Below are 24,654 nucleotides of genomic sequence, written 5' to 3'. Positions count from 1 at the left end.
CGGCGGAGCAAAATTCCGCGATAACCAACGCCTGGGAAACGGTGACACAGGATCAGTCGCCGGGCCACGAAAAGGACGGGCGGAAGGATGCCGCCGTTAAATCTATATTAATATACATTTAAAATTGTAACGAGCCGCCCGAGCGGCCGTTAACAATCGCCGGGCCTACAGGCGCGAAATCACCGAAGGGTCGCCTTCAGGGTTCTGCTGCGCCAGCGCGCGGTCGATGATGGCGGGGACGATATCCTTCACCTCGTCAATGATGAGCGGGTTGAGAAGATGCGCACGGTGGATGAAGCCCTGGTCGCGCATATGTTGCACGAGTTCCAGCATCGGGTTCCAGAAACCGTTGATATTGGCGAAGACCATTGGCTTCGCGTGACGGCCGAGCTGCGCCCAGGTCATGATCTCGACGATCTCTTCCAGCGTGCCGACACCGCCCGGCAGGGTGACGAAAGCATCCGAGCGCTCGAACATCATGTGTTTGCGCTCGTGCATGTCCTTGGTGATGACAAGCTCGTTCAATTGTCCGAGAGAATGGCGTGTCGCCTCCATGTCGACCAGAAATTCCGGTATGATGCCCGTCACTTCGCCGCCATTGGAAAGAACGCCGCTGGCAACTGCGCCCATGATGCCCTTGGTGCCGCCACCATAAACCAGGCGAATGCCGTTTTCGGCAATGGATTTCCCAAGCGCACGGCCTGCTTCCATGTGGGCGGGATCACGTCCGGGCTGGGAGCCGCAATAAACGCAGATGGATCGAATCGCTGTATTTTTGTCCGTCATGAAGGGAAGGAACTATGTGCGATGCGGCACGTCAAGAAAATTTGGGAAATCCCTTGCAAATATGGCCTTTTTGCCACTCACCGCTTGTCTGGCGCTAGGTAAGACGCTAGCAATCTCAACTCGTGTGAAAAGCTTGAATTATCCGGAGCACCCAGGATGAAAAACAATAAAGCCGGTTTGCTGGCGCTGATCGTGTTGGGGATTGCATCCCTGCTCATGATCTTTTTCGTCCTGCCGCGGATTTCAAACGACGGCAAGCCGATCGGCGACGCCATCAACGAGGCGGGCAACGCCGTGAAGAACAGCGTGGAAATGGGCGCCGACAAGGCGGGCGACATCCTGTCCGATGCGGCAGAAGAAACCGCCAATATCGCCGACAAGGTCGGCCGTCTGGCGGCTTCCGCCACACAGTCGATCAAGGATCTGACCACGCTTTTCGCCGACAGCAAGGTTCCCTCCGACTCCGATTTCGCAGCGGCGCGCAAGAAGGTCGAGACCTCGCTCAAGGAACTGACGAATATCGAAATTCCCGAGTCGCTGGATGAAACAACGTCGCGGCTCATCACCACGGCCCGCACCGCCGCCGAGCGCACCACGGCCTTCCTGCGCGGCCTGCCTGACAATGCGGCGGCAGCGGCGGCGCAGGTGCGTCGTCTCGCGGGCGTCTTCGCCGGCACCGACGATGGCGCGCCCGAAGCGGCGAAGCCGGCGGCGGCGCCAGCCGATGCCGCGCAGACCTCTTCCGGCGCGCCGACTTTCGACATCCTGCGCGTCGAGCCTGATGGTTCGGCGGTTGTTGCCGGCAAGGCGCAGCCGGGTGCGAAACTTGAAATCCTGAGCAACGGCAAGGTCGTCGCCCAGACAACGATCGACGGATCCGGCGATTTCGCAGCCGTTTTCGACAATCCCCTGCCGCCCGGCGACCATGAACTGGTGCTGCGTTCGACCGATACCGCCGGCAAGGCGACGCAGTCTGAGGAAGTGGCGACGGTTTCCGTTCCGGAAGGCAAGGCCGGCGAGCTTCTGGCCATGGTTTCAAAGCCCGGCAAGGCAAGCCGGGTCCTCGCCATGCCGGAGGCGGCCCCTCCGTCGCTTCAGCCGCAAACGCCATCACAACAGCCTGCGGCAACGGCTGCGACCAACGCCAATGCTGCCTCCGTACCGCTTGCCGGCGCGGCCGCTGCCGCCGCTCCGTTGACGTCGAGCGTCCAGGTCACTGCCGTCGAGTTCGAGGGATCGAAGATTTTCGTCGCGGGTTCCGCGCCCGCCGGTTCGACGGTTCGCGCGCTGGTCGATGACAGGGAAATCGGCAAGGCCACGACGGAAGCCTCCGGGCATTTTGTCATCGAAGGCGACGTCGATCTCGCCGTTGGCAGCCACATCATCACCGTCGAGGAGCTGAATGCCGACGGCACCGCGAAAGTGCGCGTGCGCGTTCCGTTCGAAAGGCCGCAGACCGACCAGGCAACCGTCGCGATGCAGACGCCGTCTGCTTCTTCGTCAGCGGCAACGACTGCAGTGCCGGCCGAAAACCAGAGCACGGCAAGCGACCGTGCCGCTTTCGAAAAGCTGCGCACCGATGTCGCCAAGGCCTTTGGCATCCTCTCCAATCTCTACAGGGACCAGCCGACACCGGCGCTCGATCAGGCAATAGCCGGCCGCTCTGCCGTGGTGATTGCGCTGAAATCGCTTTCGGAGTTCCGCACCGCGGCAGCCACCGAGCCGGACTTCACAGCCTTCGCCGGCGACATCGCCGCCAAGGCGCGCCAGCTGCTGACATCGGTCGAAGCCTGGCCGAATGACGTGGCGGCAATCGGCAAGGGGCTGGCTTCGCTGGCCAGCAGGCTTGCCGAACTCCACATCACCGCGCCGCCCGCTCCCGCGCCACAGGCGCCAGCCGGTCCGCAGACCTTCGAGCAGGCGCCGCTGGCCGAAAGCCAGAACAGCGTCATCATCCGCCGTGGCGACACGCTGTGGCAGATTTCGCGCCGCGTCTATGGCCAGGGCGTCCGTTATACCACGATCTATCTCGCCAATGAGGACCAGATCAAAAACCCTGACCTGATCGAGCCCGGCCAGATTTTCGGGGTGCCGAAAGAGGCCCTGCCGAATGCGGAAGAACTTCACCGCAAGCGGCTGAAAGGTGGCTCTTGAGCAACTGAACCGTTGCGGTAAATCCGCAACGATCCTATCTGTGACGCGCGCGGCGGCTTGACCAAAGCCGCCGTCATGCTGTCGGCTTCCGGCAGTGACCGGAGAGTATGATGGCCACGAAGAAAAAAACCATTTCTGCGGATTCCAGCAATCCCACCCAGACGCTGATCAATCTCTGGCCATATATGTGGCCGGAGGGGCGGTGGGATCTGAAGATGCGGGTGGTCTGGGCCACCGTATACCTTGTTGTCGCCAAGCTGGTTCTCATCTCCGTCCCCTATTTCTTCAAATGGGCGACGGACGCGCTGAATGGCAGGCTCGATATGGCGGGGCTGGTCCCGGCCTTCCTGCTGGGCGCGGTCGCCCTTGTCATCGCCTATAATCTGACGCGGCTGATACAGGTCGGGCTTAACCAGCTGCGCGATTCGCTTTTCGCCAGCGTCGGTCAGCACGCGGTCCGCCAGCTGGCCTACAGAACATTCGTACACATGCACCGGCTTTCGCTGCGCTTCCATCTGGAGCGCAAGACCGGCGGGCTCTCGCGGGTTATCGAGCGTGGCACCAAGGGCATCGAAACCATTGTCCGCTTCACCATCCTCAACACCGCGCCGACCTTCATCGAATTCCTGCTGACGGCAATCATCTTCTGGGCGTCCTACGGCTTTTCCTACGTTCTCGTCACGGTCATCACCGTCTGGGCCTATATCTGGTTCACTGTCCGGGCCAGCAACTGGCGAATCTCCATCCGCCGCGCGATGAACGACAGCGACACCGATGCCAATACCAAGGCAATCGACTCGCTGCTGAATTTCGAGACCGTCAAATATTTCGGCAATGAAGAGATGGAGGCGCAGCGCTTCGATGTCGCAATGGCGCGTTACGAAAAATCGGCGATCTCGATCTGGACCTCGCTCGGCTGGCTGAACTTCGGTCAGGGTGTGATTTTCGGCCTTGGCTCCACCGTCATGATGGTGATGTCGGCGCTTGCCGTGCAGCGCGGCGAACAGACGATCGGTGATTTCGTCTTCATCAATGCACTTTTGCTGCAGCTTTCCGTGCCGCTCAATTTCATCGGTTTCGTCTATCGCGAAATCCGCCAGGGCCTCGCCGATATCGAGCAGATGTTCGAGCTTCTGGAAGTGGAAGCCGAGGTTACCGACAGGCCGGGTGCGACGCCGCTCGCCGCCGGTCCCGGCGCGATCTCGTTCCGCGACGTGCATTTTGCCTATGATGCCGAGAGACCGATCCTGAAGGGCATTTCCTTCGACGTGCCGGCGGGCAAGACAGTTGCCATTGTCGGGCCTTCGGGTGCAGGAAAATCAACGATCTCGCGGCTGCTCTACCGTTTCTACGATATCCAGGAAGGGGCGATCACGATTGACGGGCAGGATGTCCGCGACGTGACGCAAAAGAGCCTCCGTTCCGTCATCGGCATGGTTCCGCAGGATACGGTGCTGTTCAACGATACACTGGCCTACAATATCCGTTACGGTCGCCCTTCGGCGAATGACGAAGACATCACGGCGGCAGCGGATGCAGCCCAGATCAGCGCCTTCATCGGAAAGCTTCCGGATGGCTACGCCACCATGGTCGGGGAGCGCGGGCTGAAGCTCTCCGGTGGCGAAAAGCAGCGTGTGGCGATTGCCCGGACGATCCTCAAGGCACCGCCGATCCTGATCCTCGACGAGGCGACCTCGGCGCTCGATACGCATACGGAGCAGGAAATCCAGAGCGCGCTTGATATCGTTTCGAAAAACCGCACCACACTGGTCATCGCCCACCGGCTCTCGACGGTGATCGGCGCAGATGAAATCATCGTGCTGAAGGAAGGGCTGATCGCGGAGCGCGGCACGCATACATCCCTGATGGCCCAGAACGGTCTTTACGCCTCGATGTGGAGCCGCCAGCGCGAAGCTATCCGGGCCGAAGAGATGCTGCGACATGTTCGCGAAACCGACGATCTCGGTGTCGTGGACCGCGGCGAACCAGCGCATTGAGGCGCATAAACGCCTGATAACGGCCCCCGCATGGCAAGGGGACCATTGCCGGGCGGTCCGTTTGGCTGTAACCAGCTAGGCAAAATTTGTCGCACGTCCGTATGGATCATGTCGTATCACGACCACATATAGACGCGACAGACAAAACCGGAGCAAGGAACCATATGAATCTGTTCGACACCATTCGCAACACCATCGTACCGATCCACAAGGAAGGTTATGTCTTCGTAGCCGCTTTCTTCGTGGCATCGCTGGTGCTCGGCTGGATCGCCGAACCGCTGTTCTGGGTCGGCCTGGTGCTGACGGCCTGGTGCGCCTATTTCTTCCGCGATCCCGAGCGCGTGACGCCGCAGGATGACGACCTGATCATCAGCCCCGCCGATGGCAGGGTTTCCGCCGTACAGACCGTCATCCCGCCGCTGGAACTGGAGCTGGGCAAGGAGCCGATGGTGCGCATCTCGGTGTTCATGAACGTCTTCAACTGCCACGTGAACCGTTCGCCGGTCCGCGGCCGCATCGTCAATGTTGCCTACCGTCCCGGCCTGTTTCTCAATGCCGAGGTGGACAAGGCTTCCGAGGACAATGAGCGCAACGGCCTCGTCATCGAAACGTCGCATGGCAAGGTCGGCGTGGTGCAGATCGCCGGCATGGTCGCTCGGCGCATCGTCTGCTGGGTCAAGCCAAACGAGCCCGTCGATGCCGGCGAGCGTTTCGGCCTTATCCGCTTCGGCTCGCGCCTTGACATCTTCCTCCCGGAAGGCTTTCAGCCGCGTGTATCCGTGGGTCAGACGGCAATCGCCGGCGAGACCGTGCTGGCAGAGTTCGGTTCCGCCAAGGGTCCGCTCCTCAGCCGCCGCGGCTGATGACGATCAGGAAAGACATGCGCCATGGAAACGCCGATCGCCGAACCGCCGCAGAACGGAAAACATGAGGGCAGAAAGGACAGCGGCCGCGGGCCGCGCCTGAGAGAAATTCCCTTTCGCCTGCTTGTTCCCAATCTCATCACCGTTCTGGCCATCTGCGCCGGCCTCAGCGGCGTGCGGCTGGCCATCGAAGGGCGTTTCGAACTCGCCGTTGGCATGGTGCTACTCGCGGCCTTCCTCGACGGCATAGACGGGCGCATCGCCCGCATGATGAAAGCGACGTCCAAATTCGGCGAACAGATGGATAGTCTGGCCGATATCGTCAATTTCGGTGTCGCGCCCGCGCTGGTGGTCTATGCCTATCTTCTCGATCAGGCGCGGTCGATCGGCTGGATCGCCGCCCTCATCTATGTCATCGCCGCGGGTCTGCGCCTGGCGCGCTTCAACGTGATGATCGAACGGCCGGTCAAGGCGCCATGGCAGAACGAGTTTTTTGTCGGCGTCCCTGCCCCGATGGGTGCCATGCTGGTGCTGCTGCCGGTCTATCTCGGCTTCCTCGGCGTCGAGCCGGACAAGCCATTCGCTTATGTCGCTGCCGCCTATACCGTGCTGATCGGTTATCTCCTTATCAGCCGCCTCCCGGTCTGGTCGGGAAAATCAGGCACAAGCCGTATCCGCCGCGATCTCGTGCTGCCGATGATCCTCGTCGTCGTTCTCTATGTGGCCATGCTGATGAGCTTCACCTGGGAGGTGCTGGTTCTCACCGTTGCCGCCTATCTCGTCTTCATTCCCATCAGCGCGCGGCTCTGGCACCGCCGCTACGGTACGCTGACGATCGAAGAGGACGCGCATGACGACGGAAATGGCGGCAATGGCCTCGATCGCAGCATTTAAAACCGCAGGTATCATTTTTCTTGCTTCACCTATCTGCGCCGTGGCGCAAAATGTCGCACCCTGAACGGCCGGCTTCGCGTTTTCCGCCTCGAATCCGTCAAGATTAGCCGCGAAAGAAGGGGCTCACACGCATCGCAACGGCGTTCGGTGAATTGTGGAGAGAGAAAATGACGAACGAGACGAAGGCACAGCCGCAGGCAAAGCCGGACCTCAAAAGCCACTACCGCCCGCTCGGACTGAAGGCCGTCGCGGCCGCAGCGCTGATGTTGAAGCGCGAGCCAGCAGCCAAAACCGCTTGAAAATAAACGATTTTTCTTAAATCGGACAGGTCCGCGCCTGATAGGTCAGCTGACCGAGAACGGTCAATCCGGGATAACCGAGCACAACACGGCGCTATGAATGGCGCCGTTTTCTTTTGCTGCCGTCACGCGCCATTCCGGCCAGGACCATGGGACCAATCCGTTATAGTGTAACGTGACTGCAACAAAGCCATGCTAAAGTATTCGACTTCCACGAGACGACTGTACGGACAGTCTCGCATCAATTACTGAGAAATTACAAATTTTCTACTTTAGAGATTCATTCCTCTGCGGTTACCAAGATTTCCAATACCGTGACGTGCGGTGGCGAAAGAATGAAGTTTCGTGGAGACATCATGAAGACGGCCATGGGGGGCTTGGGCGGCATGCAGGATAAAATCCTTCTGATTGAAGATTCCGTTGCTCTGTCCATGCTGCTGAAGACGCGCCTTTCGGAAGAGACGCAGGCCGAGGTGATCCATTGCGACAGCATGGCCGCGGCCGATACCCTGCTGCGCGCCCATGATTTCACGCTGGCGCTGACGGGTCTCAATCTTCCCGACGCTCCGAAGGGTGAAATTCTGGCGCTGCTCTCCGAACGCAAAGTGCCCGCCATCGTCTTCACCGCCACAGTGGATGAGGAGGCGCGCAAGCGTTATGCCGAGAAGAAGATCATCGACTATATCGTCAAGGACGGTCACCGCACCGTCGACGCGGTGGTCAAAACCGTCGACAGGATTCTGACCAACAGGCAGTTTTCCGTTCTGGTGGTCGATGATGCGCGGACCGCGCGCTCCGGCCTCGTGGAAATTCTGGAACGGCAGAACTTCAAGGTCAGCGAGGCGCATTCGGGCAATCGCGCGCTGGAAATCCTGGCGCAGGACCCGTCCATCCAGCTCGTCATCACCGATTATCACATGCCCGATATGGACGGCTACGAACTTACGCGCCGCATTCGCGACAGCCGCTCCTCGGAGGATCTGCGCGTGATCGGCATATCATCCTCCACGGACCGGCTGCTTTCAGCAAGCTTCCTGAAGGCGGGCGCGTCGGATTTCGTCTATCGCCCCTTCGTGCCGGAAGAGTTGCAGTGCCGTATCGACAACAACATAGAAACGCTGAAACAGCTCAAGCGCCTGCGCGAACTGGCCGAGCGCGATCATCTGACAGGCTTGCCGAACCGCCGCTCCTTCTTCGAGCGCACCCGTGCACTCATGGACGTTATCAATGACAATGACGAAAATGGCGCCGTCGCCATCCTCGACATCGATCACTTCAAGAAGATCAACGACACGCTGGGGCACGATGCGGGCGACCGGGCTCTAAAAAAGCTGGCGGAGCTTCTGCATGACAAGTGCGACGCGCACCGCCACATTCCCGCCCGTCTGGGCGGCGAGGAATTCGCGGTCTTCCTGCGCGGCCTGGATGCCCACGCCGCCTATGCATTCTGCGAAGAATTACGCGCCCATGTGGAAAAAAGCGGCCGACAATTGAGCGGCAGCAGCCTCGCACTGACGATTTCGCTCGGCGTCGTAGAGATCGAGAAGGGCGAGCCCTTCGACAACCAGTTGAATGCCGCCGATCAGCTGCTCTATCTCGCCAAGGCGAACGGCCGCAACCGCGTCTATTCCGATATCATGATCCAGGAAGGTTTGCAGAAGATCGGGCGGAACGGCTGAGTTTCTTCCGGAACTGAGGCATGGGGAGCGAGCGGATGAGGCTTGTTCTTCTCCCCGCCGGGGAGAAGCCCGCGGCAGCGGGATGAGGGGCAAGTCCACCGTATATCTCTGCCGTAGCCCCTCATCCGACCCTTCGGCCACCTTCTCCCCCTCGGGGAGAAGAATTGGCGGCAATGTCAGAGCTTAGATAACCAGCCTCACACGCTGCGCAAAGACGTCAAAACAGCGACATCTGCCCCTCGTCCTTCGCCGGTTTGATCTTTGCCAGCGGCACGCTTTCCGGCACTGGCTCGATGAGATCGGCGCCGACATTGGCGACCTTGTTGACCTTGTCCGAGACGGGAATCATCTCAAAGAAATCATCCTGAACCGGCCGCATCAGATCCGCGACCTCGCGTGGTTCCTGGGTCTTGCAGTCGAGCCAACGGCTGAAATCCTCAGGCGCGATGACAACGGGCATGCGGTCGTGAATGCGCCCGATGGCGGCATTGGCGGCCGTGGTGAGGATAACGCCGGTATCGACCTCCGAACCATCGGCCGAAGACCATGTCTCCATGAGACCGGCGAAGGCGACGATGCCGCCTTTCTTCGGGCGAATGAAATAGGGCTGGGGTTTGCCGCCCTCTTCCTTCGGCGGACGTCGCCATTCATAAAAGCCGGTCGCAGGCACGAGCACACGGCGATGGCGCATGGCGGCGCGGAAGGAGGCCTTGCCGATTGCCGTTTCCGAACGCGCGTTGATGAGCAGCGGAAAATCCTTCGGGTCCTTGACCCATCCGGGCAGGAAACCCCACCGAACCAGCACTGCCCGGCGATTGGGCAGGTTGCTGCCGCGCTCCTGCCGTTCACCCTCCATGACAATCAGTATCGGCTGCGTGGGCGCGATATTGAAGCGGGCGGGGAAATCCTCTAGCCCGATCAGGTCAAGATAATCGGCAATCTCTTCCGGCGTCGCTTTCAGGACGAAACGTCCGCACATATGTTTCTCCTCAACCCCGCGGCCCGAACAGGATGATGGTGGCCCCTGCGAGACAGACGGCGCCGCCGGCGATATCCCATTTGTCCGGCGCGTGGCCCTCGACGCCCCAGAGCCACAAAAGCGAAGCGGCAATATAGATGCCGCCATAAGCGGCATACGCCCTGCCTGCGGCCTCCGCTGGCACCAGCGTCAGGAGCCAGGCAAAGGCGGCCAGCGACAACATGCCCGGCAACAATATCCACGCCGTTCTGCCAAGTTTCAGCCAGGCCCAGAAGGAAAAACAGCCGGCAATTTCGGCAAGAGCCGCCAACGCATAGATAAGATAGATCTTCATTCCACCGTCTTCTGCCTGCACAATCGAACCGATTCTGGACTATAACATCGGCGCAGAAACCGGAATCGATTTTTCCAGACCGTCCGACCGAGACACGCGAAACCTTACATGACCGTTCGTATCAAGCCCCGCCTCGCCTCCTCCGCCATCGTCAGAAATGGCGACCGGCTTTTGCTCGTGCGCCGCATCAATCCGCCCTCGAAGGACATGTTCGCCTTTCCCGGCGGACGGGCCGAGGAAGGCGAAACGCCGGCCGAGACGGCGCTACGTGAACTGCACGAGGAAACCGGCATTGTCGCACGCCATCCGCAACTTTTCGCGACCTACGATCTTCCCTCGCACGATGCAAATGGGACCCTGACGAGCCATTTTTTGCTCTCCGTCTTCACCGTGGAAACGGATGCCGATCCGCTTGTGACCGTCGGTGATGACGCAGCGGACGCAGGCTGGTACACGCTTGCGGAAATCCGCCGACTGCCGGCCCCAGAAAGCGTGGTGGAATGCGCCGAGCGGCTGCTAGCATGATTGCCAGCAGGGCAGAATCGCGATTATCTAGACCCGTCCGCCCGCCGGATGTTCACGAGTATGTGTGGGGCAGAATAAAATTTTGATACGACCAACCATTTTCCTGTCTCTTTTCCTGACCATGCTGCCGACCGGGCAAAACGGCGCCGTTTACGCGCAGCCTTCCAAGGCAGCATCCGAGGCACGTCCTGCGGAAACGGCACCTCCCAAACCCGCGCCCTATGACGACAAGCTGGCACGGCTGTCGGAAATATTGGGTGCGGTGCAATATTTGAGAACGCTGTGCCCTTCTTCCGGACCGGAGGACTGGCGCAAATCGATGGGCGACCTTCTGGCTGCGGACACGGCCAACGAACCCGAACGACGTCAGCGCATGACGGCTGCATTCAACCGTGGATACCGCTCCTTTGCGGCCATCCACACCAGTTGCACACGCGCCGCCATCATGGCAGAAGAGAACTACCGTAACGAAGGGGCAACACTCGCTCAGGAAATCGCGTCCAGGTTCGGAAATTAGAGGATTATTAACCTCTTTTCGCCGCAGCCCGTGCCGTTTTGATAAAAGGCTGCTAGTGTTGTTAACAGGGTGGTAAGGACTTGCCCGCCCTGTCGAGGATGAAAAATGCAGACAAGCCGTAACGAAATCGACGATATGATCGTGCATGAAAAGATGCAGGTCGCTCTGGAACACCAGAACGAGGCATGGGCTGACGGCATGGCCGACGGCATCGAGCCGGAGATCATCGCCGATGCTGCAATCGCTCTGGCCATGCGCGAAACCATCCGGATCCACGGCGAGGCTGGCGCGGAAGCAATGCTGGAATCGCTGCGTCAGCGCATGCTTCAAGGCGAATTTTCTCCGCAGCGGGTGATACAGTAAAGCCGGGGTCTATCATGTCTTGCCTGAGCAAGGGGCCTTTGCGCTCTTCCGCCCTGCTATCCATCGTGCTCGCTCTGACCGCCGGGTCGATTGGCCTGCCGGGCCAAGCCTTTGCGCTTTCCGAGCTGAAGCCGGCCCAGAACAACGAAGGCGAGCCACAGGCTCAGAAGCGCGAACAGCCTGAGCAGACCGCACCCGCCGAGCCGGACGAAATCGAGGGCGATTCGGAAGGCATCCCCCTGCCCGACCCTCTGGTCGACCGATCTGCCGCCCAGACGAACCAGCAATCCTCCAAGCCGGACAATACCCCCGAAATGTCAGTGGTCATCGAGCACGATATTTCCAAGGCACCGGAAGCCGTACGCAAGCTGCGCCAACAGATCATCGACGCGGCAGCGACGGGCGATATTGAAAAGTTGCGGCCATTCATCGCTGCCGGCCAGAAAGAATTCCGCATCGACGGCAATGACGGCGAAGACCCGATCGCAGCACTGAAAAGCTATTCAGGAGATACCGACGGGCTGGAAGTGCTGGCGATCATCATCGACCTCCTGTCGACCGGTTACGCCCATATTGATGCAGGCACGCCGGACGAAGCCTATGTTTTCCCCTATTTCGCCGGAAAGCCGCTCAACACGCTGACGCCGCCGGAAAAAGTGGAACTGCTGCGCATCATCACCGCCGGCGACCTTGCGGATATGCAGGAATACGGCAATTACAGCTTCTATCGCATCGGCATCTCGCCTGATGGCAAGTGGAAGTTCTTCACCGCCGGCGATTGATCCTATCCCGGCGCTTGCCGTTCTTTTGCAAAAATCCTAACTGTGCGGAATGAGCGTCCGGCACCGGTACATGTGCTGTTGCCCAGACGCATAGTCTCGACGAACCGAACGGTGACGCCATGCCTTCCGCTTTTCTTGCTGACCGCCGCCTGATCCGGGTTTCCGGCACCGGCGCCGAGGAGTTTCTGAACAATCTCATTACCACCGATGTGGAGCATCTGCCTGAAGGGGAAGCCCGCGCCTGCGCCCTTCTGACCCCTCAGGGCAAGATCCTGTTCGATTTCCTCATCGCGCGCGACGGCACGGACTATCTCATCGAGATCACCGCTTCCGAACAGGAAGCGCTGTTGCGCCGCCTGACGATGTACAAGCTGCGCGCTCCCGTCGATCTGAAAGCGGAAGCCGCCGAAGGTGTGAGCGTTTTCTGGGAGGAACAGGCACCTCAGCCGGGGTTAAGGGACGGCCGTTTCGCCAAGGCGGGTCTCGATCTATTCCGCATTCCGGGCGCAACTGCCGCTGGCGACGCAGCCGTCTATGATGTGCTGCGTGTCGAATACGGCATTGCCGAAGCTGGCCGCGACTATGCGCTGCAGGATGCTTTTCCGCATGACGTGCTGATGGATGTGAACGACGGGGTGTCATTCAAGAAGGGCTGCTTTGTCGGCCAGGAAGTTGTATCGCGCATGAAACATCGCGGCACGGCAAGGCGGCGTGTTGTCCTTGTTTCAGCGCAGGACGCCCTCCCCGGCAGCGGCGTGGACATTACCGCACAGGGCAAATCCGTCGGTACGCTCGGCACCGTCTGCGGCAACAAGGCACTCGCCATCGTGCGCATCGACCGCATTGCCGCGGCGCTCGCGTCCGGCACGCCGCTTCTCGCGGAAACTGTTCCCGTCGCCGTTGCCCTGCCCGCCTGGAGCGGTCTTTCCTTCCCGGCGGCCGATCCGGCGGCACAGGCGGAGGAATAGAGGTGGCCTCCGTCAAAGGCCCGCGCGCCTGGCAGCGCATGCTGTCCGGACGGCGGCTCGATCTGCTCGACCCTTCGCCGCTCGACGTGGAAATCGCCGATATTGCCCATGGGCTTGCCCGCGTTGCCCGCTGGAACGGCCAGACGCGTGGCGACCACGCCTTTTCAGTCGCTCAGCACTGCCTCATCGTCGAGACGATCTTCTGCCGCATGTGCACGGCCGCGACCCCCGATGAAATGCAGATGGCGCTTCTGCACGATGCGCCGGAATATGTGATCGGCGACATGATCTCTCCGTTCAAATCCGTGGTCGGCGGCGGTTACAAGACTGTGGAAAAGCGGCTTGAGGCCGCCGTGCATCTGCGCTTCGGCCTGCCGCCGCATGCATCGCGCGAGTTGAAGGACCGCATCAAGAAGGCCGACACGGTCGCCGCCTTTTTCGAGGCGACGGAGCTTGCCGGTTTTTCCACGGCCGAGGCGCAAAAATTTTTCGGCCTGCCACGCGGTATTACCCGCGACATGTTCGACATCACGCCGCTTCCCTCCACGGGAGCGCAAAAGCTGTTCATCCAGCGTTTTGAGGCCATCGAGACCATGCGCGGGACGAACCCTGGGGGTGCCAAATGACGGCCATCGTGGTTTCACCGCTCGGACGGATCGCGGAAATGGCCGTGAAGCACAAGGCCCGGGAAATGGTGACATTGATCGCCAGGGAGCAGACATTTCACCGCCCCGCGGTTATTGCCGCCGAACGGCATCTGACGCTTGCGATGAACGACATCTGCTTCAAGGGTACCGGCAATCTTATCGCCCCTGACGATGCGCATGTGCTGAAGCTCATCGAGTTCGCGCATGAATGGGATCAGACGGCCCCGTTGCTTATCCATTGCTGGATGGGCGTTTCGCGCTCGCCTGCGGCTGCCGTCATCGCCGCGCTCAGTCTTTACCCTGATCAGGATGAGACTGAACTTGCGCTGCGTCTGCGCGCCGCCTCGCCCTATGCCACTCCGAATGCCCGCATCATCGCCATCGGCGACCGGCTGCTCGGCCGGAAGGGTCGTCTGGAGGCGGCTATCAAGGCGATGGGCAGGGGCGCGGACACCGACGGCAATGTGCCTTTCGTGCTGCCACTTCGCAGTTGACAACCGGTTTTGGCGGAACCCCTTCGGAACGCAGTCGTTACCAACCCTGAACGCAAATAAAATCACGGGACGATTCATGGAACAACAGGCAACGGATATCATTGTCGCATCGCAAGCGGCCGTAAGACAGGCGAGCGCACTGGCGGTGCAATATTCCTTTTCGGTGATCGGTGCACTTCTGCTGTTAATCGTCGGCTGGCTGGCCGCTGCCTTTCTTCAACGCTGGGCCTTTCAGGGCCTGTCGCGCATTCGCGGCTTCGATGCGACGCTCGCCGGATTCTTCGCGGGCGCCATTCGTTATGTCGTCCTCATTCTCGTCATCGTGATGGTGCTGGGCCAGTTCGGGGTGCAGACGGCCTCAATTCTGGCGGCCCTCGGCGCCGCCGGTCTTGCCATTGGCCTCGCGCTTCAGGGAACGCTGCAGAACATTGCCGCCGGCATCATGCTGCTGGTGCTGCGTCCCTTCCGGGTCGGGGAATATATCGAAACCAGCAGCGTCAGCGGGACGATCATCGAGATCGGACTGTTTGCGACCGAGCTGAAGACCAGCGACGGCCTTTACCGTCTGGCGCCCAACTCGACGCTCTGGAACGTGCCGATCACCAATTTCAGCCGCTTTCCTTCTCGCCGTCACGAATTGAGCCTGACGGTGAAAAACGATGAGAATCTCGCCGCCGCGCAGGACATGCTGATGAATGTCGTACGCTCGGAAAGCCGGGTGCTGCTTGACCCAGCCCCTGTCACCTTTGTCGATTCTGTGAGCGCCGACAGCGCCACCGTCAAGTTGCGTTACTGGGTGCGTAGCGACAGCTATTTCGCGACGACCCGCGATGTGACGAAAGCGATGAAACTCGCGTTCGACGAGCGTAAGGCGGAAGTGAGCGCACAGCCGGCCTGAGACGTCACCCCCATTTTTCTGCAAGCGCGATGGCAGCAAGAGCCGTCGCGCTTTTTCGTTGCCTCGCGCTGTAGCGCACTTGCATCCGGCTGATGCGATCTCTATAGCTTCATACGTAATGTTATTACATAACTTGTCTTAGGAGAGAGCCGAAACAATGCAGAAGACAATCACCCGCCTCACCGGCGCTGTCGCACTTGGTTCCATGCTGTTGGCGGCGACCACGGCAATGGCTGCCGGTGGCGACAAATCCGCAGCCCACAGCCATGAGCACGGGCACGATCACGGCCATCAGATGACCGAAGCTGAAAAGCAGATCTACAAGGGTTATTTCGAGGATGCCCAGGTGAAACCACGCACACTTTCCGATTGGGAAGGCGACTGGCAATCCGTTTATCCCTACCTGCTGAACGGCTCGCTCGATCCCGTCATGGCGGAAAAGGCGGCTCATGGCGACAAGACGGCCGCCGAATACCGCGCCTATTACGAGGTCGGCTACAAGACCGACGTGAACCGTATCGTCATCAAGAGCGACAGCGTGGCGTTTTATAAAGATGGCAAACCCGCTGAAGGCACCTATGTCAGCGACGGCCACGAAATCCTGACCTACAAGAAGGGCAATCGTGGGGTCCGCTACATCTTCAAGAAAACCGGCGGCGATGAGGCCGCACCGCAATTCATCCAGTTCAGCGATCACTCCATCGCCCCGGTCAAGGCGGGCCATTACCATCTCTATTGGGGCAACGACCGCAAGGCATTGCTGGACGAAGTGACCAATTGGCCAACGTATTATCCGTTCCTGATGGACGGCGCCGATATCGTCAAAGAAATGGCGGCGCATTGAGCTATAGCAGGCTCGCGGCTTTCCGGAGCGTGAGGAATGCCGGCAAGCACATCTTTCGCCTTCTCCCCGCCGGGGAGAAGGTCGCGGCAGCGGGTTGAGGGGGCAAGCTCTCCGCATATCTGTGCCGTCGCCCCCCTGATCTGGCCCTTCGGGCCACCGTTTCCCTGGGGGGAAGAAGAAAGACTCACTGCCCCATGGTGGAGCGATGCGCCCAGCCCGTCATGCGCTTTTCGAGCCAGGCCATGATGGCATACATGGCGATGCCTTCCACCGCGAGCATCAGCAGGCCGGCAAAGACCAGCGGCACATTGAACTGGCTCTGCGCCGAACTCATCATGTTGCCGAGGCCATAATTGGAGGCGACGGTTTCCGATACGACCGAGCCGACAAAGGCGAGCGTGATGGCGATTTTGAGCGAGCCGAAGAAATAGGGCATGGACCGCGGAATACCGACCTTCAACATGATGTCCATCTTCTTGGCACCGAGCGCCCGCAGCACGTCTTCGGTTTCCGGCTCAATGGTGGCAAGCCCGGTCGCCACATTAACGACGATCGGGAAGAAGGAGATCAAAAAGGCGGTCAGAACGGCGGGAACCGTGCCGATGCCGAACCAGATGACGAGGATGGGCACCAGCGCCACCTTGGGGATGGCGTTGAAACCGATCATCAGCGGATAAAGCCCGGCATAGATGGTTTTCGACCAGCCAATGAACAGGCCAATAGCAAGACCGGCGACCACGGCAAGGGCAAAGCCCAGTGTCGTCGTATAAAGCGTCTGCAGCGAGTTTTTCCAGATCGGCGACCAATATTGCATGATGGCCTGGCCCACCCTTACCGGGGATGGCAGGATCGTGGGCGGCATTTTCAGCGCATGGACGAGCAGTTCCCACACCACGAAGAGCGCCAGCGTATAAAGCCAGGGAGCGGCTTTCACCCAGTTGACGCGGGCAATCAGCGGCTTCGGCGGTTCGGCCGCCACGGTGCTTTCCACGATCGCGCTCATGCCGCCACCCTCGCCTGCGCGATTTCGCCATGCAGTTCCTGCACCATGTCGTTAAAACCCTTGTCATACATGATGTCGAGCTGGCGCGGGCGTGCAAATGGCACGCGGTGTTCGGCGAGCACCCGGCCCGGCCTCGCACTCATCACGAAAATCTTGTCGGCCAGAAATGTCGCCTCGCGCAGATCGTGGGTCACCAGGATGATCGTGACGCGCTGCGCGGCGTGCAGGTCGCGTATGACGCACCACAATTCCTCGCGGGTGAAGGCATCGAGCGCACCGAAAGGTTCGTCCAGCATCAGCAGTTCCGGTTCGTGAATCAGCGCACGGCAAAGATTGGCGCGCTGCTGCATGCCGCCGGAAAGCTGCCACGGATACTTCGAGCCAAAACCTTTGAGGCCGACGATTTCCAGAAGTCGCTCGGCTTTCGCGACATATTCCGCCTTGTGGGCGCGCAGACGACGGCGATGTTTTTCGACGATCTCCAGTGGCAGCAGGATATTTTCGAGCGTCGTGCGCCAGGGCAGCATCGTCGGGTTCTGAAACGCCATGCCGACAATGGAAACCGGCTCCGTGACCTGCCGTCCGGCGACGATGACATTGCCCTTCTGCGGAATATGCAGCCCCGTCACCAGTTTCATCAGGGTCGACTTACCGCAGCCAGACGGGCCGACCACGGCCGCGAATTCACCCTTGTCGACCGTCAGGTTCAAGTCGGAGACGGCCAGCGTGCCGGCCGACCCGCCGTAGCGCATGTCGACATTATCTATTTCCACGAGATGTGACATCGCGATCCCCATTTTCAGGCTGGAACGGGCGCTTATGGCCTTCGTTACTCCCGCCGCAATTCCCTAGGCTGCCGGCTATACCCGGCGTTGCCGCTTGTTTCTTCTCCCCGAGGGAGAGAAGGTGGCCAGAAGGGTCGGATGAGGGGGAAACGTCGGCGGTAGACCGAGAGCTTGCCTCCTCATCCCGCTACCGCGGACTTCTCCCCGGCGGGGAGAAGAAACCTGCGGCACCCACTCATTTTACCCATCAGGGAAGCATGCGTTCTGCCTTGGCCGGCAGGTAGGTCGCGTCAAAGACCTGCTCCGCCTTGACGTTGCCCTTCAGGCCCATGGACACCTTGAGCGTCTCCAGCGAGGCGGCAAGCCGGCTTGGCTCGACGCCGCCCATGCCGTTTTCCACCACATAGGGCGTCTTGATGTTCATGCTGTTGGCCATGTTTAGGCGTTCAAGCTCAATGGCGCTGTCGAGTGTCTCGTTGCGCTTGAGAACAGCAGCCACGCCCTCTTCGGGGTTCTTGACGGAATCAGCAAAGCCCTTGGCCAGCGCTTTCAGGAAACCTTTCACCGCTTCAGGGTTTTTCTCAGCGAAATCAGTGTTTACCAGCACTGCATTGCCATAGAGATTCAAGCCGTGCTCGGCCATCAGAATGGTCGAGATATCATCGTCACCGATGCCCTGCTTCTTGAGATTGAGGATCACCGAAAAGGCAAAACCGAAAACGGCATCGACATCACCCTTGGCGAGCATCGGCTCACGCACCGGGAAACCGATCGATTCGATCTTGATCTTGCTGTCATCGAGACCGGCGACCTGCTTGAAAGCCGGCCATTGCGCAAAAGCGCCATCCGGCGGCGGCGCGCCGAGCTTCTTGCCTTCCAGCGATTTCGGATCGCCGGTGACGCCAAGCGACTTGCGGCCAACAACGGCGAAAGTGGGCCGCTCATAAACCATATAGACGGCCTTGACCTTCTGGCTTGGATCCTCATCGAGGAATTTCATCACCGAGTTAATGTCGCCGAAACCCATCTGGTAGGCGCCGGTCGCGACACGCGGAATGGCTTCGACCGAGCCGTTGCCGCTGTCGATGGTGACGTCGAGGCCCTCGGCCTTGAAGTACCCCTTGTCGAGTGCCAGCAGGAAACCGGCGGCCGGACCTTCGAACTTCCAGTCGAGCGTGAATTTCACCGGCGTTTCTGCCCGCGCCTCCCCCGCTGGCAGCGAAAAGCCGGCGGACACACCGATGGCGGTAATGGCCAGAGCTCTGGTCAACAACCTGCGCGTTAAAATCATCTGTTCCCCCTGATGGTTTTGTTGGATTGGTTGCATAAGACCCAATTCCGACCTCCAAGGCAAGACAAAATTGCATACAAAATAGCCGTTATTTTGTATGCTTATTTTATATGCACAATTACTCGCGAGCCAGGCAAAAAGCCGGCATTCTGCCCATCGCGCATGCAACGAAGCGAGAGCAGTATCGTTCACGCAGAGAACACAGCGTTCTCATTTGCCGGGGTTGCGGATCAGGGGCAGCGTGAGACAAATAGGCCACGAACAGCAGGCGGCTACAGCGGGGGCAAGATGAATTCTGCACTGGGCATACACCACATCACGATGATCACCCGAAAGGTGCAGGCGAATGTGGATTTTTACGCCGGCTTTCTGGGCTTGCGGCTGGCCAAACGCACGGCGGGCTTCGAAGACGCCATGCAGCTTCATCTGCTCTATGGCGATGACATCGCCTCGCCCGGTTCCCTGCTGACTTTTCTGGTGTGGGAGGATGGTGGCCAAGGCCGTGTGGGTTATGGCCAGACACTGGAAATTTCCGTGGCGATCGATCCTGCCGCCATCGGCTTCTGGCTGACGCGGGCGCTGAAATTCGGCATCCGGGCGGAAGGTCCCTACGACGAATTCGGCGAGCCCGTCATTCGGCTGAAAGACCCTGACGGGCTGATCGTCAAGCTGGTCGGCACTCAGGCCTTTGACGACGCCACGCCGCACGTGACGAAAGACATTTCCGAAGAGGACGCCATTCGCCGCATCTACGGTGCAACCGTGCTGAGCGAAGTGCCGGAAGAAACCGTGGCTTTTCTCGAAAAGCACTTCGGATATAGGCAGGTAAGCCAGACGGGCGCAATTCGCCGGCTCGTTTCCGATAGCGGCGACATTATCGATGTGCGCGACGCCACAGGCTTCTGGTCCAGCGCGCCGGGCACCGGCACGGTTGATCACATAGCCTTCCGCGCAAAAGACATGGATGAGCTGAACTCGGTTCTAACCGGGCTGAAATCACTGAATTCCAGCACCACCAACGCCCATGACCGTAAATATTTCCATTCGCTCTACGTCCGCGAACCGGGCGGGGTATTGATCGAAATGGCGACCGACGGGCCGGGTATGACGGTGGACGAACCGCTGGAATCGCTCGGCGAAAAACTGTTCATCCCGCCGCTCTTCATGAAGGATGAGGCGGATGTGCGTGTCGCCCTGCCGCAATTTGCGATGCCTGGCGAAGAGCGCATCGTCTATCGCGACCTGCCCTTCGTACACCGTTTCTACACGCCCGAAGAGCCTGATGGCAGCACCATGATTCTGCTGCACGGTTCCGGCGGAAGTGAAACAAGCCTGATGCCGCTGGCGCACCGGGCAGCACCGGGCGCGACGCTTCTCGGCGTCCGCGGCCGCAGTACGGAAGAAGGGATTGCCCGGTGGTTCCGGCGTTATCCCGATTTCAGCTTCGACCAGAAGGATATCGTCTCGGAAGCGGAAGCCTTCGCCGCATTCGTGGAAGGGGCAATCCGCTCCTATGGGCTCGATCGTTCGAAACTGCGGTTTATCGGCCATTCCAATGGGGCAAACTTCTATGCGGCCTTTGCCGCGCTTTATCCGGAGCTTGCCGGGGACGCCCTGCTGTACCGCCCAATGCCTGTTCTCGAAACATGGCCGGAAAGTGATCTTTCCGGCCGCAGCTTCCTGCTTGTTGCGGGAGAACGCGACAAATACCGCGACGGGGCGAGCGTGTTGCGGGACAGGCTTGCGGCAAACGGCGCAAGGGTTGAGGTGGAAACGCTGGAAGATGGGCACGAACTCGGGCTCACGGATATCGAAGTGGCGCGGCGCTGGCTGGCGTATGTTCCCTGATTTTCGGGGGATGCGCATGAGGCGAGCGGATGCCGCCCATTTCTTCTCGCCGAGGGGAGAAAGTGGTCTGAAGGGTCGGTTGAGGGGGCAAGCTCTCAGTTTATTTCTACCCTCGCCCCCTCATCCCACTGCCGCAGACTTCTCCCCTCGGGGAGAAGAAGCGGATGCGAGCGCTCGCTCCCCCGTTACCCACAACCTCATCAACCGGGCCTTGCATAAATTCACCAAAAGGGCTTTAAAAACAGCTTCATAATTGGAGAGTCCGTTTGGAAATCCCGCTGTTTATCCTCGCCCTTGTCGCGGCCTTCATCTACACGCTCGTCGCAAGCATCCGCAATTCAAGCCGCATCAAGTCGCTCGAACGGGAGGTTCACAGCCTCAAGCGGCTGATGGCGGCGGGCGTGGCCGCTCCTGCTGCGGCACTGGCAGAAAACGCGGAAACCGCCGAAAAGACTGATTTCGCAGCAGAGACGGAAGGCCAGACGGCGCTGGAACCAGCGGGCATCCGGGATGAAGACGCCTTCGAGCGTTCAGAAGCCAGCACCGCTGCGGCGGATCAAGACGTGGCGCGCAAAGACGCTCCCGCTGCGCCACTCGCCGATGCCGTATCCGTGGCGGCTTCTGATAACGCGTCTGCCCCGGCAGCGAAAGAAAGCTTCGAAAGCCTGCTCGGCGCGCGCTGGGCGGTTTGGGCGGGCGGGCTGGCGCTGGCGCTCGGCGGCATTTTCCTCGTCAAATATTCGATCGAATCAGGCCTGCTCAGCCCGGCGGTCAGGCTGTCGCTCGCCGCCATTTTCGGCCTCTTTCTCGGGCTTGCCGGTGAAGCGATCCGCCGCAAGGCGGTGCCAGGCATCGCCACCACCTACTCCAATGCCATGATACCGGGTGTGCTCACCGCGGCCGGTGCATTGACGCTGTTCGGTGTGGTTTATGCGGCTTATGGCATCTACGACTATATCGGCCCCGGCACCGCCTTTATCCTGCTTGGCCTCGTCGCCTTCGCCACCATCGGCCTGTCGTTGTTGCACGGACAGGCGCTCGCCGGTCTCGGACTTCTCGGTTCGATGCTGACGCCGGCGCTGATTTCCACCGAAACGCCGAATATCTGGGCGCTCTTCGTCTTCCTCACCGTCTCTTGGCTCGCAACCGCGGCAGCGGCGCGCCGGCAGGGCTGGACGGTGGTCCCGTCGCTTGCCAATGCCGGACTTGGCCTATGGGCTCTCGGATATATCGGCTTTTCGGATGCAATCAGTGCCGAACCGCCGACTCTTGCCCTGCTCATTATGCTCGCTGGCACGATCTTCCTTTGGCCCGGAAAACAGTACGACACCACGCCTCCGGACGCTGCCGAAACGGCAGCTCCCGAGCGGCGCGCGATTCGCATCATGCGGCTTTTGCTGCGCCCGTCGCTCGCCCTCAACCTCACCGTATCGATGGCGGTGATCCTGCCGGCCATCGGCTTCCTCTTTGCCGAAGGCAGCGTCGATACTCACCCGGCGCTCATCGTTTCAGCGCTTATTGCAGTTCTTGCAGCACTCGGCGCTGCCCATCACTATGCCGTCTGGCCGGCGATCATCGCCGCGCTCGGCGCGCAGTCTGCGGTGTCGCTCATGTCGCGGCGTGGCATCGATTTTATTGGTCTCGTGAATGATACCGGCGTGACGCTTCCGCCCGTGGGCACAGGCTACGCTGCGGAAATTGCCATGGCGCTCGGCCTTGGCGCTGTCTTCGTGCTGTGCGCCTTTTCCTTCCTGAAACGCAAGGGCGCGGAAGATGCGGATTTCGCCCAGCTCTGGGCTGGCATTGCCGCCCTGTTCCCTGTCTGGCTCGCGACGGCGAGCTTCGTCGAATATGGCAATCTCGGCCGCGACTGGCTGCACGCGGCCTATGGTCTCGGCCTTGGCTTCGTGCTGCTTGCCGGTGCTGAATGGCTGCACCGGCGCAACAGTGAGGCCTATCGCAAGCCGCTGAACATCCTTGTGCTCGGCTCCTTCGCCGCCTTCGCGCTCTGCCTGCATACGCTGACGGACGGGCTCGCGACGACAGTGCTGCTGTCCGTCATCGGCTTCCTTTACGTGCTGGCGAGCCGCTACCGCAACTGGGATATACTGCCCTGGGTCATGGCTGTCGCAAGTGTTGCCGTTCTTGGCCGGATCGCCTGGGAGCCGACAATCGTCGGGCCGCAAAATCTCGGCACGACGCCGGTCTTCAACGCGCTGCTGCCGGGCTATGGCATCCCTGCCTTGCTGGCCATCGTCTCCGCGTGGCTGTTGCGCGACTGGGCGGGCATGCGGATCAAGAACTTCCTGCAGGCCATCGCCAGCGTCATGGGACTTCTGGCCGTGGCCATCCTCGTTCGCCACGCAATGAATGGCGGTACGCTCGACAGCAATGTGCCGACGCTCGGCGAGCAGTCGATCTACACGCTGCTGACCATCGGCTTCTCCGGTGTCCTGATGACGCTGGATTTGAAAAGCCCCAGCCCCGTCTTCCGTTACGGCTCGATGATCGCCGGCGTCATCGCCGTCATCAACGTGCTGACGATGCATTTCTTCACGCTCAACCCCTATTTCACCGGCGAGAATACCGGCCGCATCCCGGTCCTCAACCTGCTGCTGATCGGTTACCTTTTGCCGGCATTCGCTTATGGCGGCCTCGCCTATTACGCGCGCGGAAAACGTCCGCCGCCCTATGTCAGCATGCTGGCGGTGGCGGGAGCAGCGCTCGGTTTTGCCTGGGCCACGCTTTCGGTGCGCCGTTTTTGGCAGGGCGAGAACATTGCTGACTGGAAGGGCTTTATGCAGGGCGAGACCTACAGCTACTCGGTGGTCTGGCTGCTGATCGGCGTCCTGCTGCTCGTGCTTGGCTCGCGCTTTAATGCCCGCAGCCTGCGTCTGGCATCGGCCGCCTTCGTGCTGATCTCGGTTGCCAAAGCCTTCCTGATCGACATGAGCAACCTCGAAGGCGTGCTCCGGGCGCTGTCCTTCATCGGGCTCGGCGCGGTGCTCATCGGCATCGGCCTGTTCTACCAGAAAATCCTCACCCGGAAGCCGCAGGCATGATCGCGGCGGAGGCTTTCGCGCCCCATGAGGCGCTTGCGCAGGATCTGATCCCCCACGCCGCCGATGCGGGCGACGGCTCGCATGATCTGGCCCATATTCACCGCGTCTTCCGCAATGCCATGCGCATCCATGCGGGTGAAGGCGGCGATGGCACCGTGCTGGCGGCCAGCGTGCTGCTGCATGATTGTGTGGCGGTGGAGAAAAACTCGCACTTGCGGGCACAGGCATCACGGCTGGCGGCAGAAAAGGCTTCAGGCATTCTGGCCGGCCTCGGCTGGAAGAAGCAGGATATCGACGCCGTCACGCATGCGATCATCACCCACAGCTTTTCCGCCAATATCGAACCGCAGACACTGGAAGCGAAAATCCTTCAGGATGCCGACAGGCTGGACGCCATCGGCATGGTGGGCGCGGCGCGCTGCTTTTATATTGCCGGACGCATGGGCTCCGCACTTTACGATCCGGTCGACCCCTTGGCGAAGGAACGGCCGCTTGATGACCGCGCTTTTGCCATCGACCATTTCGAGACCAAGCTGTTCAAGCTGGCAGATGGTTTTCGCACAGAGACCGGCAGGCAGATGGCCAGAGCCCGCCATGAGCGGCTGAAACAGGTGCTGGACCTGTTTCTCGATGAAATATGAG

24 protein-coding genes are annotated in these 24,654 nt (G+C 60.4%); 18 read left to right on the top strand and 6 right to left on the bottom strand.

Annotated features, from left to right (window positions below; genetic code table 11):
• Positions 1 to 165 precede the first annotated feature (165 nt).
• Positions 166 to 786: an LOG family protein gene (locus ACZ47E_RS03480; RefSeq protein ID WP_006700139.1), complete on the bottom strand. Its 621-nt coding sequence runs from the start codon at positions 784 to 786 to the stop codon at positions 166 to 168.
• A 156-nt stretch (positions 787 to 942) separates the two neighbouring features.
• Here ACZ47E_RS03480 and ACZ47E_RS03475 point away from each other — a divergent pair, with 156 nt between their 5' ends.
• From ACZ47E_RS03475 to ACZ47E_RS03450, 6 genes are all read left to right on the top strand, one after another.
• On the top strand, positions 943 to 2,940 hold the full coding sequence (locus ACZ47E_RS03475) for a LysM peptidoglycan-binding domain-containing protein (protein ID WP_278067336.1): 1,998 nt from the start codon (positions 943 to 945) through the stop codon (positions 2,938 to 2,940).
• Positions 2,941 to 3,050: 110 nt separating this feature from the next.
• The gene (locus ACZ47E_RS03470; RefSeq protein WP_004440995.1) at positions 3,051 to 4,937 is read left to right on the top strand and encodes an ABCB family ABC transporter ATP-binding protein/permease; all 1,887 of its coding nucleotides are present in this window, start codon (positions 3,051 to 3,053) and stop codon (positions 4,935 to 4,937) included.
• 164 nt (positions 4,938 to 5,101) lie between these two features.
• Positions 5,102 to 5,800, top strand: coding sequence for a phosphatidylserine decarboxylase (locus tag ACZ47E_RS03465; protein ID WP_004440992.1), 699 nt, complete (start codon positions 5,102 to 5,104; stop codon positions 5,798 to 5,800).
• A gap of 24 nt (positions 5,801 to 5,824) precedes the next feature.
• Positions 5,825 to 6,694 (top strand): CDP-diacylglycerol--serine O-phosphatidyltransferase, encoded by an 870-nt coding sequence (gene pssA, locus ACZ47E_RS03460; protein WP_004440987.1) that lies wholly within the window; start codon positions 5,825 to 5,827, stop codon positions 6,692 to 6,694.
• Positions 6,695 to 6,861: 167 nt separating this feature from the next.
• Positions 6,862 to 6,993 (top strand): hypothetical protein, encoded by a 132-nt coding sequence (locus tag ACZ47E_RS03455; RefSeq protein ID WP_278067335.1) that lies wholly within the window; start codon positions 6,862 to 6,864, stop codon positions 6,991 to 6,993.
• Between the two features lie 386 nt (positions 6,994 to 7,379).
• Entirely contained in the window at positions 7,380 to 8,672 is a 1,293-nt protein-coding gene (locus tag ACZ47E_RS03450) for a GGDEF domain-containing response regulator (RefSeq protein WP_034496256.1), read from the top strand.
• 217 nt (positions 8,673 to 8,889) lie between these two features.
• Here the strand turns inward: ACZ47E_RS03450 and ACZ47E_RS03445 are convergent, their stop codons facing one another.
• Positions 8,890 to 9,651: an SOS response-associated peptidase gene (locus ACZ47E_RS03445; protein ID WP_045534179.1), complete on the bottom strand. Its 762-nt coding sequence runs from the start codon at positions 9,649 to 9,651 to the stop codon at positions 8,890 to 8,892.
• A 10-nt stretch (positions 9,652 to 9,661) separates the two neighbouring features.
• Positions 9,662 to 9,985 (bottom strand): YnfA family protein, encoded by a 324-nt coding sequence (locus ACZ47E_RS03440; protein WP_006699408.1) that lies wholly within the window; start codon positions 9,983 to 9,985, stop codon positions 9,662 to 9,664.
• A 108-nt stretch (positions 9,986 to 10,093) separates the two neighbouring features.
• Between ACZ47E_RS03440 and ACZ47E_RS03435 the strand changes: the two genes are divergently transcribed.
• From ACZ47E_RS03435 to ACZ47E_RS03395, 9 genes are all read left to right on the top strand, one after another.
• Positions 10,094 to 10,510 (top strand): NUDIX hydrolase, encoded by a 417-nt coding sequence (locus tag ACZ47E_RS03435; RefSeq protein ID WP_077987761.1) that lies wholly within the window; start codon positions 10,094 to 10,096, stop codon positions 10,508 to 10,510.
• Between the two features lie 82 nt (positions 10,511 to 10,592).
• On the top strand, positions 10,593 to 11,027 hold the full coding sequence (locus tag ACZ47E_RS03430; protein ID WP_037088929.1) for a TIGR02301 family protein: 435 nt from the start codon (positions 10,593 to 10,595) through the stop codon (positions 11,025 to 11,027).
• Between the two features lie 105 nt (positions 11,028 to 11,132).
• Positions 11,133 to 11,390, top strand: a complete 258-nt coding sequence (locus ACZ47E_RS03425; protein ID WP_003501987.1) for a hypothetical protein — start codon at positions 11,133 to 11,135, stop codon at positions 11,388 to 11,390.
• A gap of 14 nt (positions 11,391 to 11,404) precedes the next feature.
• On the top strand, positions 11,405 to 12,172 hold the full coding sequence (locus tag ACZ47E_RS03420; protein WP_278067334.1) for a hypothetical protein: 768 nt from the start codon (positions 11,405 to 11,407) through the stop codon (positions 12,170 to 12,172).
• 119 nt (positions 12,173 to 12,291) lie between these two features.
• On the top strand, positions 12,292 to 13,140 hold the full coding sequence (gene ygfZ / locus ACZ47E_RS03415; RefSeq protein WP_278067333.1) for a CAF17-like 4Fe-4S cluster assembly/insertion protein YgfZ: 849 nt from the start codon (positions 12,292 to 12,294) through the stop codon (positions 13,138 to 13,140).
• A gap of 2 nt (positions 13,141 to 13,142) precedes the next feature.
• Positions 13,143 to 13,766, top strand: coding sequence for an HD family hydrolase (locus ACZ47E_RS03410; RefSeq protein WP_278067332.1), 624 nt, complete (start codon positions 13,143 to 13,145; stop codon positions 13,764 to 13,766).
• Positions 13,763 to 14,281, top strand: coding sequence for a tyrosine phosphatase family protein (locus ACZ47E_RS03405; RefSeq protein ID WP_278067331.1), 519 nt, complete (start codon positions 13,763 to 13,765; stop codon positions 14,279 to 14,281). The genes ACZ47E_RS03410 and ACZ47E_RS03405 overlap by 4 nt, the downstream gene beginning before the upstream one ends.
• Before the next feature lie 76 nt (positions 14,282 to 14,357).
• Positions 14,358 to 15,179 carry a mechanosensitive ion channel family protein gene (locus ACZ47E_RS03400; RefSeq protein ID WP_004440955.1) on the top strand — a complete coding sequence of 274 codons (822 nt, stop codon included), beginning with the start codon at positions 14,358 to 14,360 and terminating at the stop codon, positions 15,177 to 15,179.
• Between the two features lie 157 nt (positions 15,180 to 15,336).
• Positions 15,337 to 16,023: a ZinT family metal-binding protein gene (locus ACZ47E_RS03395; RefSeq protein ID WP_004440952.1), complete on the top strand. Its 687-nt coding sequence runs from the start codon at positions 15,337 to 15,339 to the stop codon at positions 16,021 to 16,023.
• 184 nt (positions 16,024 to 16,207) lie between these two features.
• On the opposite strand, the gene ACZ47E_RS03390 is transcribed toward ACZ47E_RS03395, so the two are convergent.
• The 3 genes from ACZ47E_RS03390 to ACZ47E_RS03380 form a co-directional block, all read right to left on the bottom strand.
• A complete protein-coding gene (locus ACZ47E_RS03390) occupies positions 16,208 to 17,026 on the bottom strand; it encodes an ABC transporter permease (protein ID WP_004440949.1) in 819 nt (272 codons plus the stop codon).
• Complete coding sequence (locus ACZ47E_RS03385; protein WP_278067330.1) at positions 17,023 to 17,811, bottom strand: ABC transporter ATP-binding protein; 789 nt, start codon at positions 17,809 to 17,811, stop codon at positions 17,023 to 17,025. Before ACZ47E_RS03385 ends, ACZ47E_RS03390 begins: the two co-directional genes overlap by 4 nt.
• A 247-nt stretch (positions 17,812 to 18,058) precedes the next feature.
• Positions 18,059 to 19,102 carry an ABC transporter substrate-binding protein gene (locus tag ACZ47E_RS03380; RefSeq protein ID WP_107339821.1) on the bottom strand — a complete coding sequence of 348 codons (1,044 nt, stop codon included), beginning with the start codon at positions 19,100 to 19,102 and terminating at the stop codon, positions 18,059 to 18,061.
• 288 nt (positions 19,103 to 19,390) lie between these two features.
• Between ACZ47E_RS03380 and ACZ47E_RS03375 the strand changes: the two genes are divergently transcribed.
• From ACZ47E_RS03375 to ACZ47E_RS03365, 3 genes are all read left to right on the top strand, one after another.
• The gene (locus ACZ47E_RS03375; RefSeq protein ID WP_207588978.1) at positions 19,391 to 20,950 is read left to right on the top strand and encodes a VOC family protein; all 1,560 of its coding nucleotides are present in this window, start codon (positions 19,391 to 19,393) and stop codon (positions 20,948 to 20,950) included.
• A gap of 266 nt (positions 20,951 to 21,216) precedes the next feature.
• Positions 21,217 to 24,012, top strand: coding sequence for a DUF2339 domain-containing protein (locus ACZ47E_RS03370; protein ID WP_278067329.1), 2,796 nt, complete (start codon positions 21,217 to 21,219; stop codon positions 24,010 to 24,012).
• Positions 24,009 to 24,653: an HD domain-containing protein gene (locus tag ACZ47E_RS03365; protein WP_278067328.1), complete on the top strand. Its 645-nt coding sequence runs from the start codon at positions 24,009 to 24,011 to the stop codon at positions 24,651 to 24,653. Before ACZ47E_RS03370 ends, ACZ47E_RS03365 begins: the two co-directional genes overlap by 4 nt.
• Position 24,654 lies beyond the last annotated feature (1 nt).

The organism is Agrobacterium sp. 5Ca39 (assembly GCF_055382365.1).
Note: the sequence above shows the minus strand (reverse complement) of the source record. Positions and strands in the feature narration are given on the sequence as shown.

Coding starts and splice junctions, on each gene's coding strand:
- pssA (WP_004440987.1), top strand. CDS start 5,825: ATGGAAACGCCGATCGCCGAACCGCCGCAGAACGGAAAACATGAGGGC.
- ACZ47E_RS03365 (WP_278067328.1), top strand. CDS start 24,009: ATGATCGCGGCGGAGGCTTTCGCGCCCCATGAGGCGCTTGCGCAGGAT.
- ACZ47E_RS03385 (WP_278067330.1), bottom strand. CDS start 17,811: ATGTCACATCTCGTGGAAATAGATAATGTCGACATGCGCTACGGCGGG.
- ACZ47E_RS03440 (WP_006699408.1), bottom strand. CDS start 9,985: ATGAAGATCTATCTTATCTATGCGTTGGCGGCTCTTGCCGAAATTGCC.
- ACZ47E_RS03420 (WP_278067334.1), top strand. CDS start 11,405: ATGTCTTGCCTGAGCAAGGGGCCTTTGCGCTCTTCCGCCCTGCTATCC.
- ACZ47E_RS03400 (WP_004440955.1), top strand. CDS start 14,358: ATGGAACAACAGGCAACGGATATCATTGTCGCATCGCAAGCGGCCGTA.
- ACZ47E_RS03450 (WP_034496256.1), top strand. CDS start 7,380: ATGCAGGATAAAATCCTTCTGATTGAAGATTCCGTTGCTCTGTCCATG.
- ygfZ (WP_278067333.1), top strand. CDS start 12,292: ATGCCTTCCGCTTTTCTTGCTGACCGCCGCCTGATCCGGGTTTCCGGC.
- ACZ47E_RS03395 (WP_004440952.1), top strand. CDS start 15,337: ATGCAGAAGACAATCACCCGCCTCACCGGCGCTGTCGCACTTGGTTCC.
- ACZ47E_RS03375 (WP_207588978.1), top strand. CDS start 19,391: ATGAATTCTGCACTGGGCATACACCACATCACGATGATCACCCGAAAG.
- ACZ47E_RS03425 (WP_003501987.1), top strand. CDS start 11,133: ATGCAGACAAGCCGTAACGAAATCGACGATATGATCGTGCATGAAAAG.
- ACZ47E_RS03380 (WP_107339821.1), bottom strand. CDS start 19,102: ATGATTTTAACGCGCAGGTTGTTGACCAGAGCTCTGGCCATTACCGCC.
- ACZ47E_RS03445 (WP_045534179.1), bottom strand. CDS start 9,651: ATGTGCGGACGTTTCGTCCTGAAAGCGACGCCGGAAGAGATTGCCGAT.
- ACZ47E_RS03390 (WP_004440949.1), bottom strand. CDS start 17,026: ATGAGCGCGATCGTGGAAAGCACCGTGGCGGCCGAACCGCCGAAGCCG.
- ACZ47E_RS03475 (WP_278067336.1), top strand. CDS start 943: ATGAAAAACAATAAAGCCGGTTTGCTGGCGCTGATCGTGTTGGGGATT.
- ACZ47E_RS03455 (WP_278067335.1), top strand. CDS start 6,862: ATGACGAACGAGACGAAGGCACAGCCGCAGGCAAAGCCGGACCTCAAA.
- ACZ47E_RS03470 (WP_004440995.1), top strand. CDS start 3,051: ATGGCCACGAAGAAAAAAACCATTTCTGCGGATTCCAGCAATCCCACC.
- ACZ47E_RS03435 (WP_077987761.1), top strand. CDS start 10,094: ATGACCGTTCGTATCAAGCCCCGCCTCGCCTCCTCCGCCATCGTCAGA.
- ACZ47E_RS03465 (WP_004440992.1), top strand. CDS start 5,102: ATGAATCTGTTCGACACCATTCGCAACACCATCGTACCGATCCACAAG.
- ACZ47E_RS03480 (WP_006700139.1), bottom strand. CDS start 786: ATGACGGACAAAAATACAGCGATTCGATCCATCTGCGTTTATTGCGGC.
- ACZ47E_RS03405 (WP_278067331.1), top strand. CDS start 13,763: ATGACGGCCATCGTGGTTTCACCGCTCGGACGGATCGCGGAAATGGCC.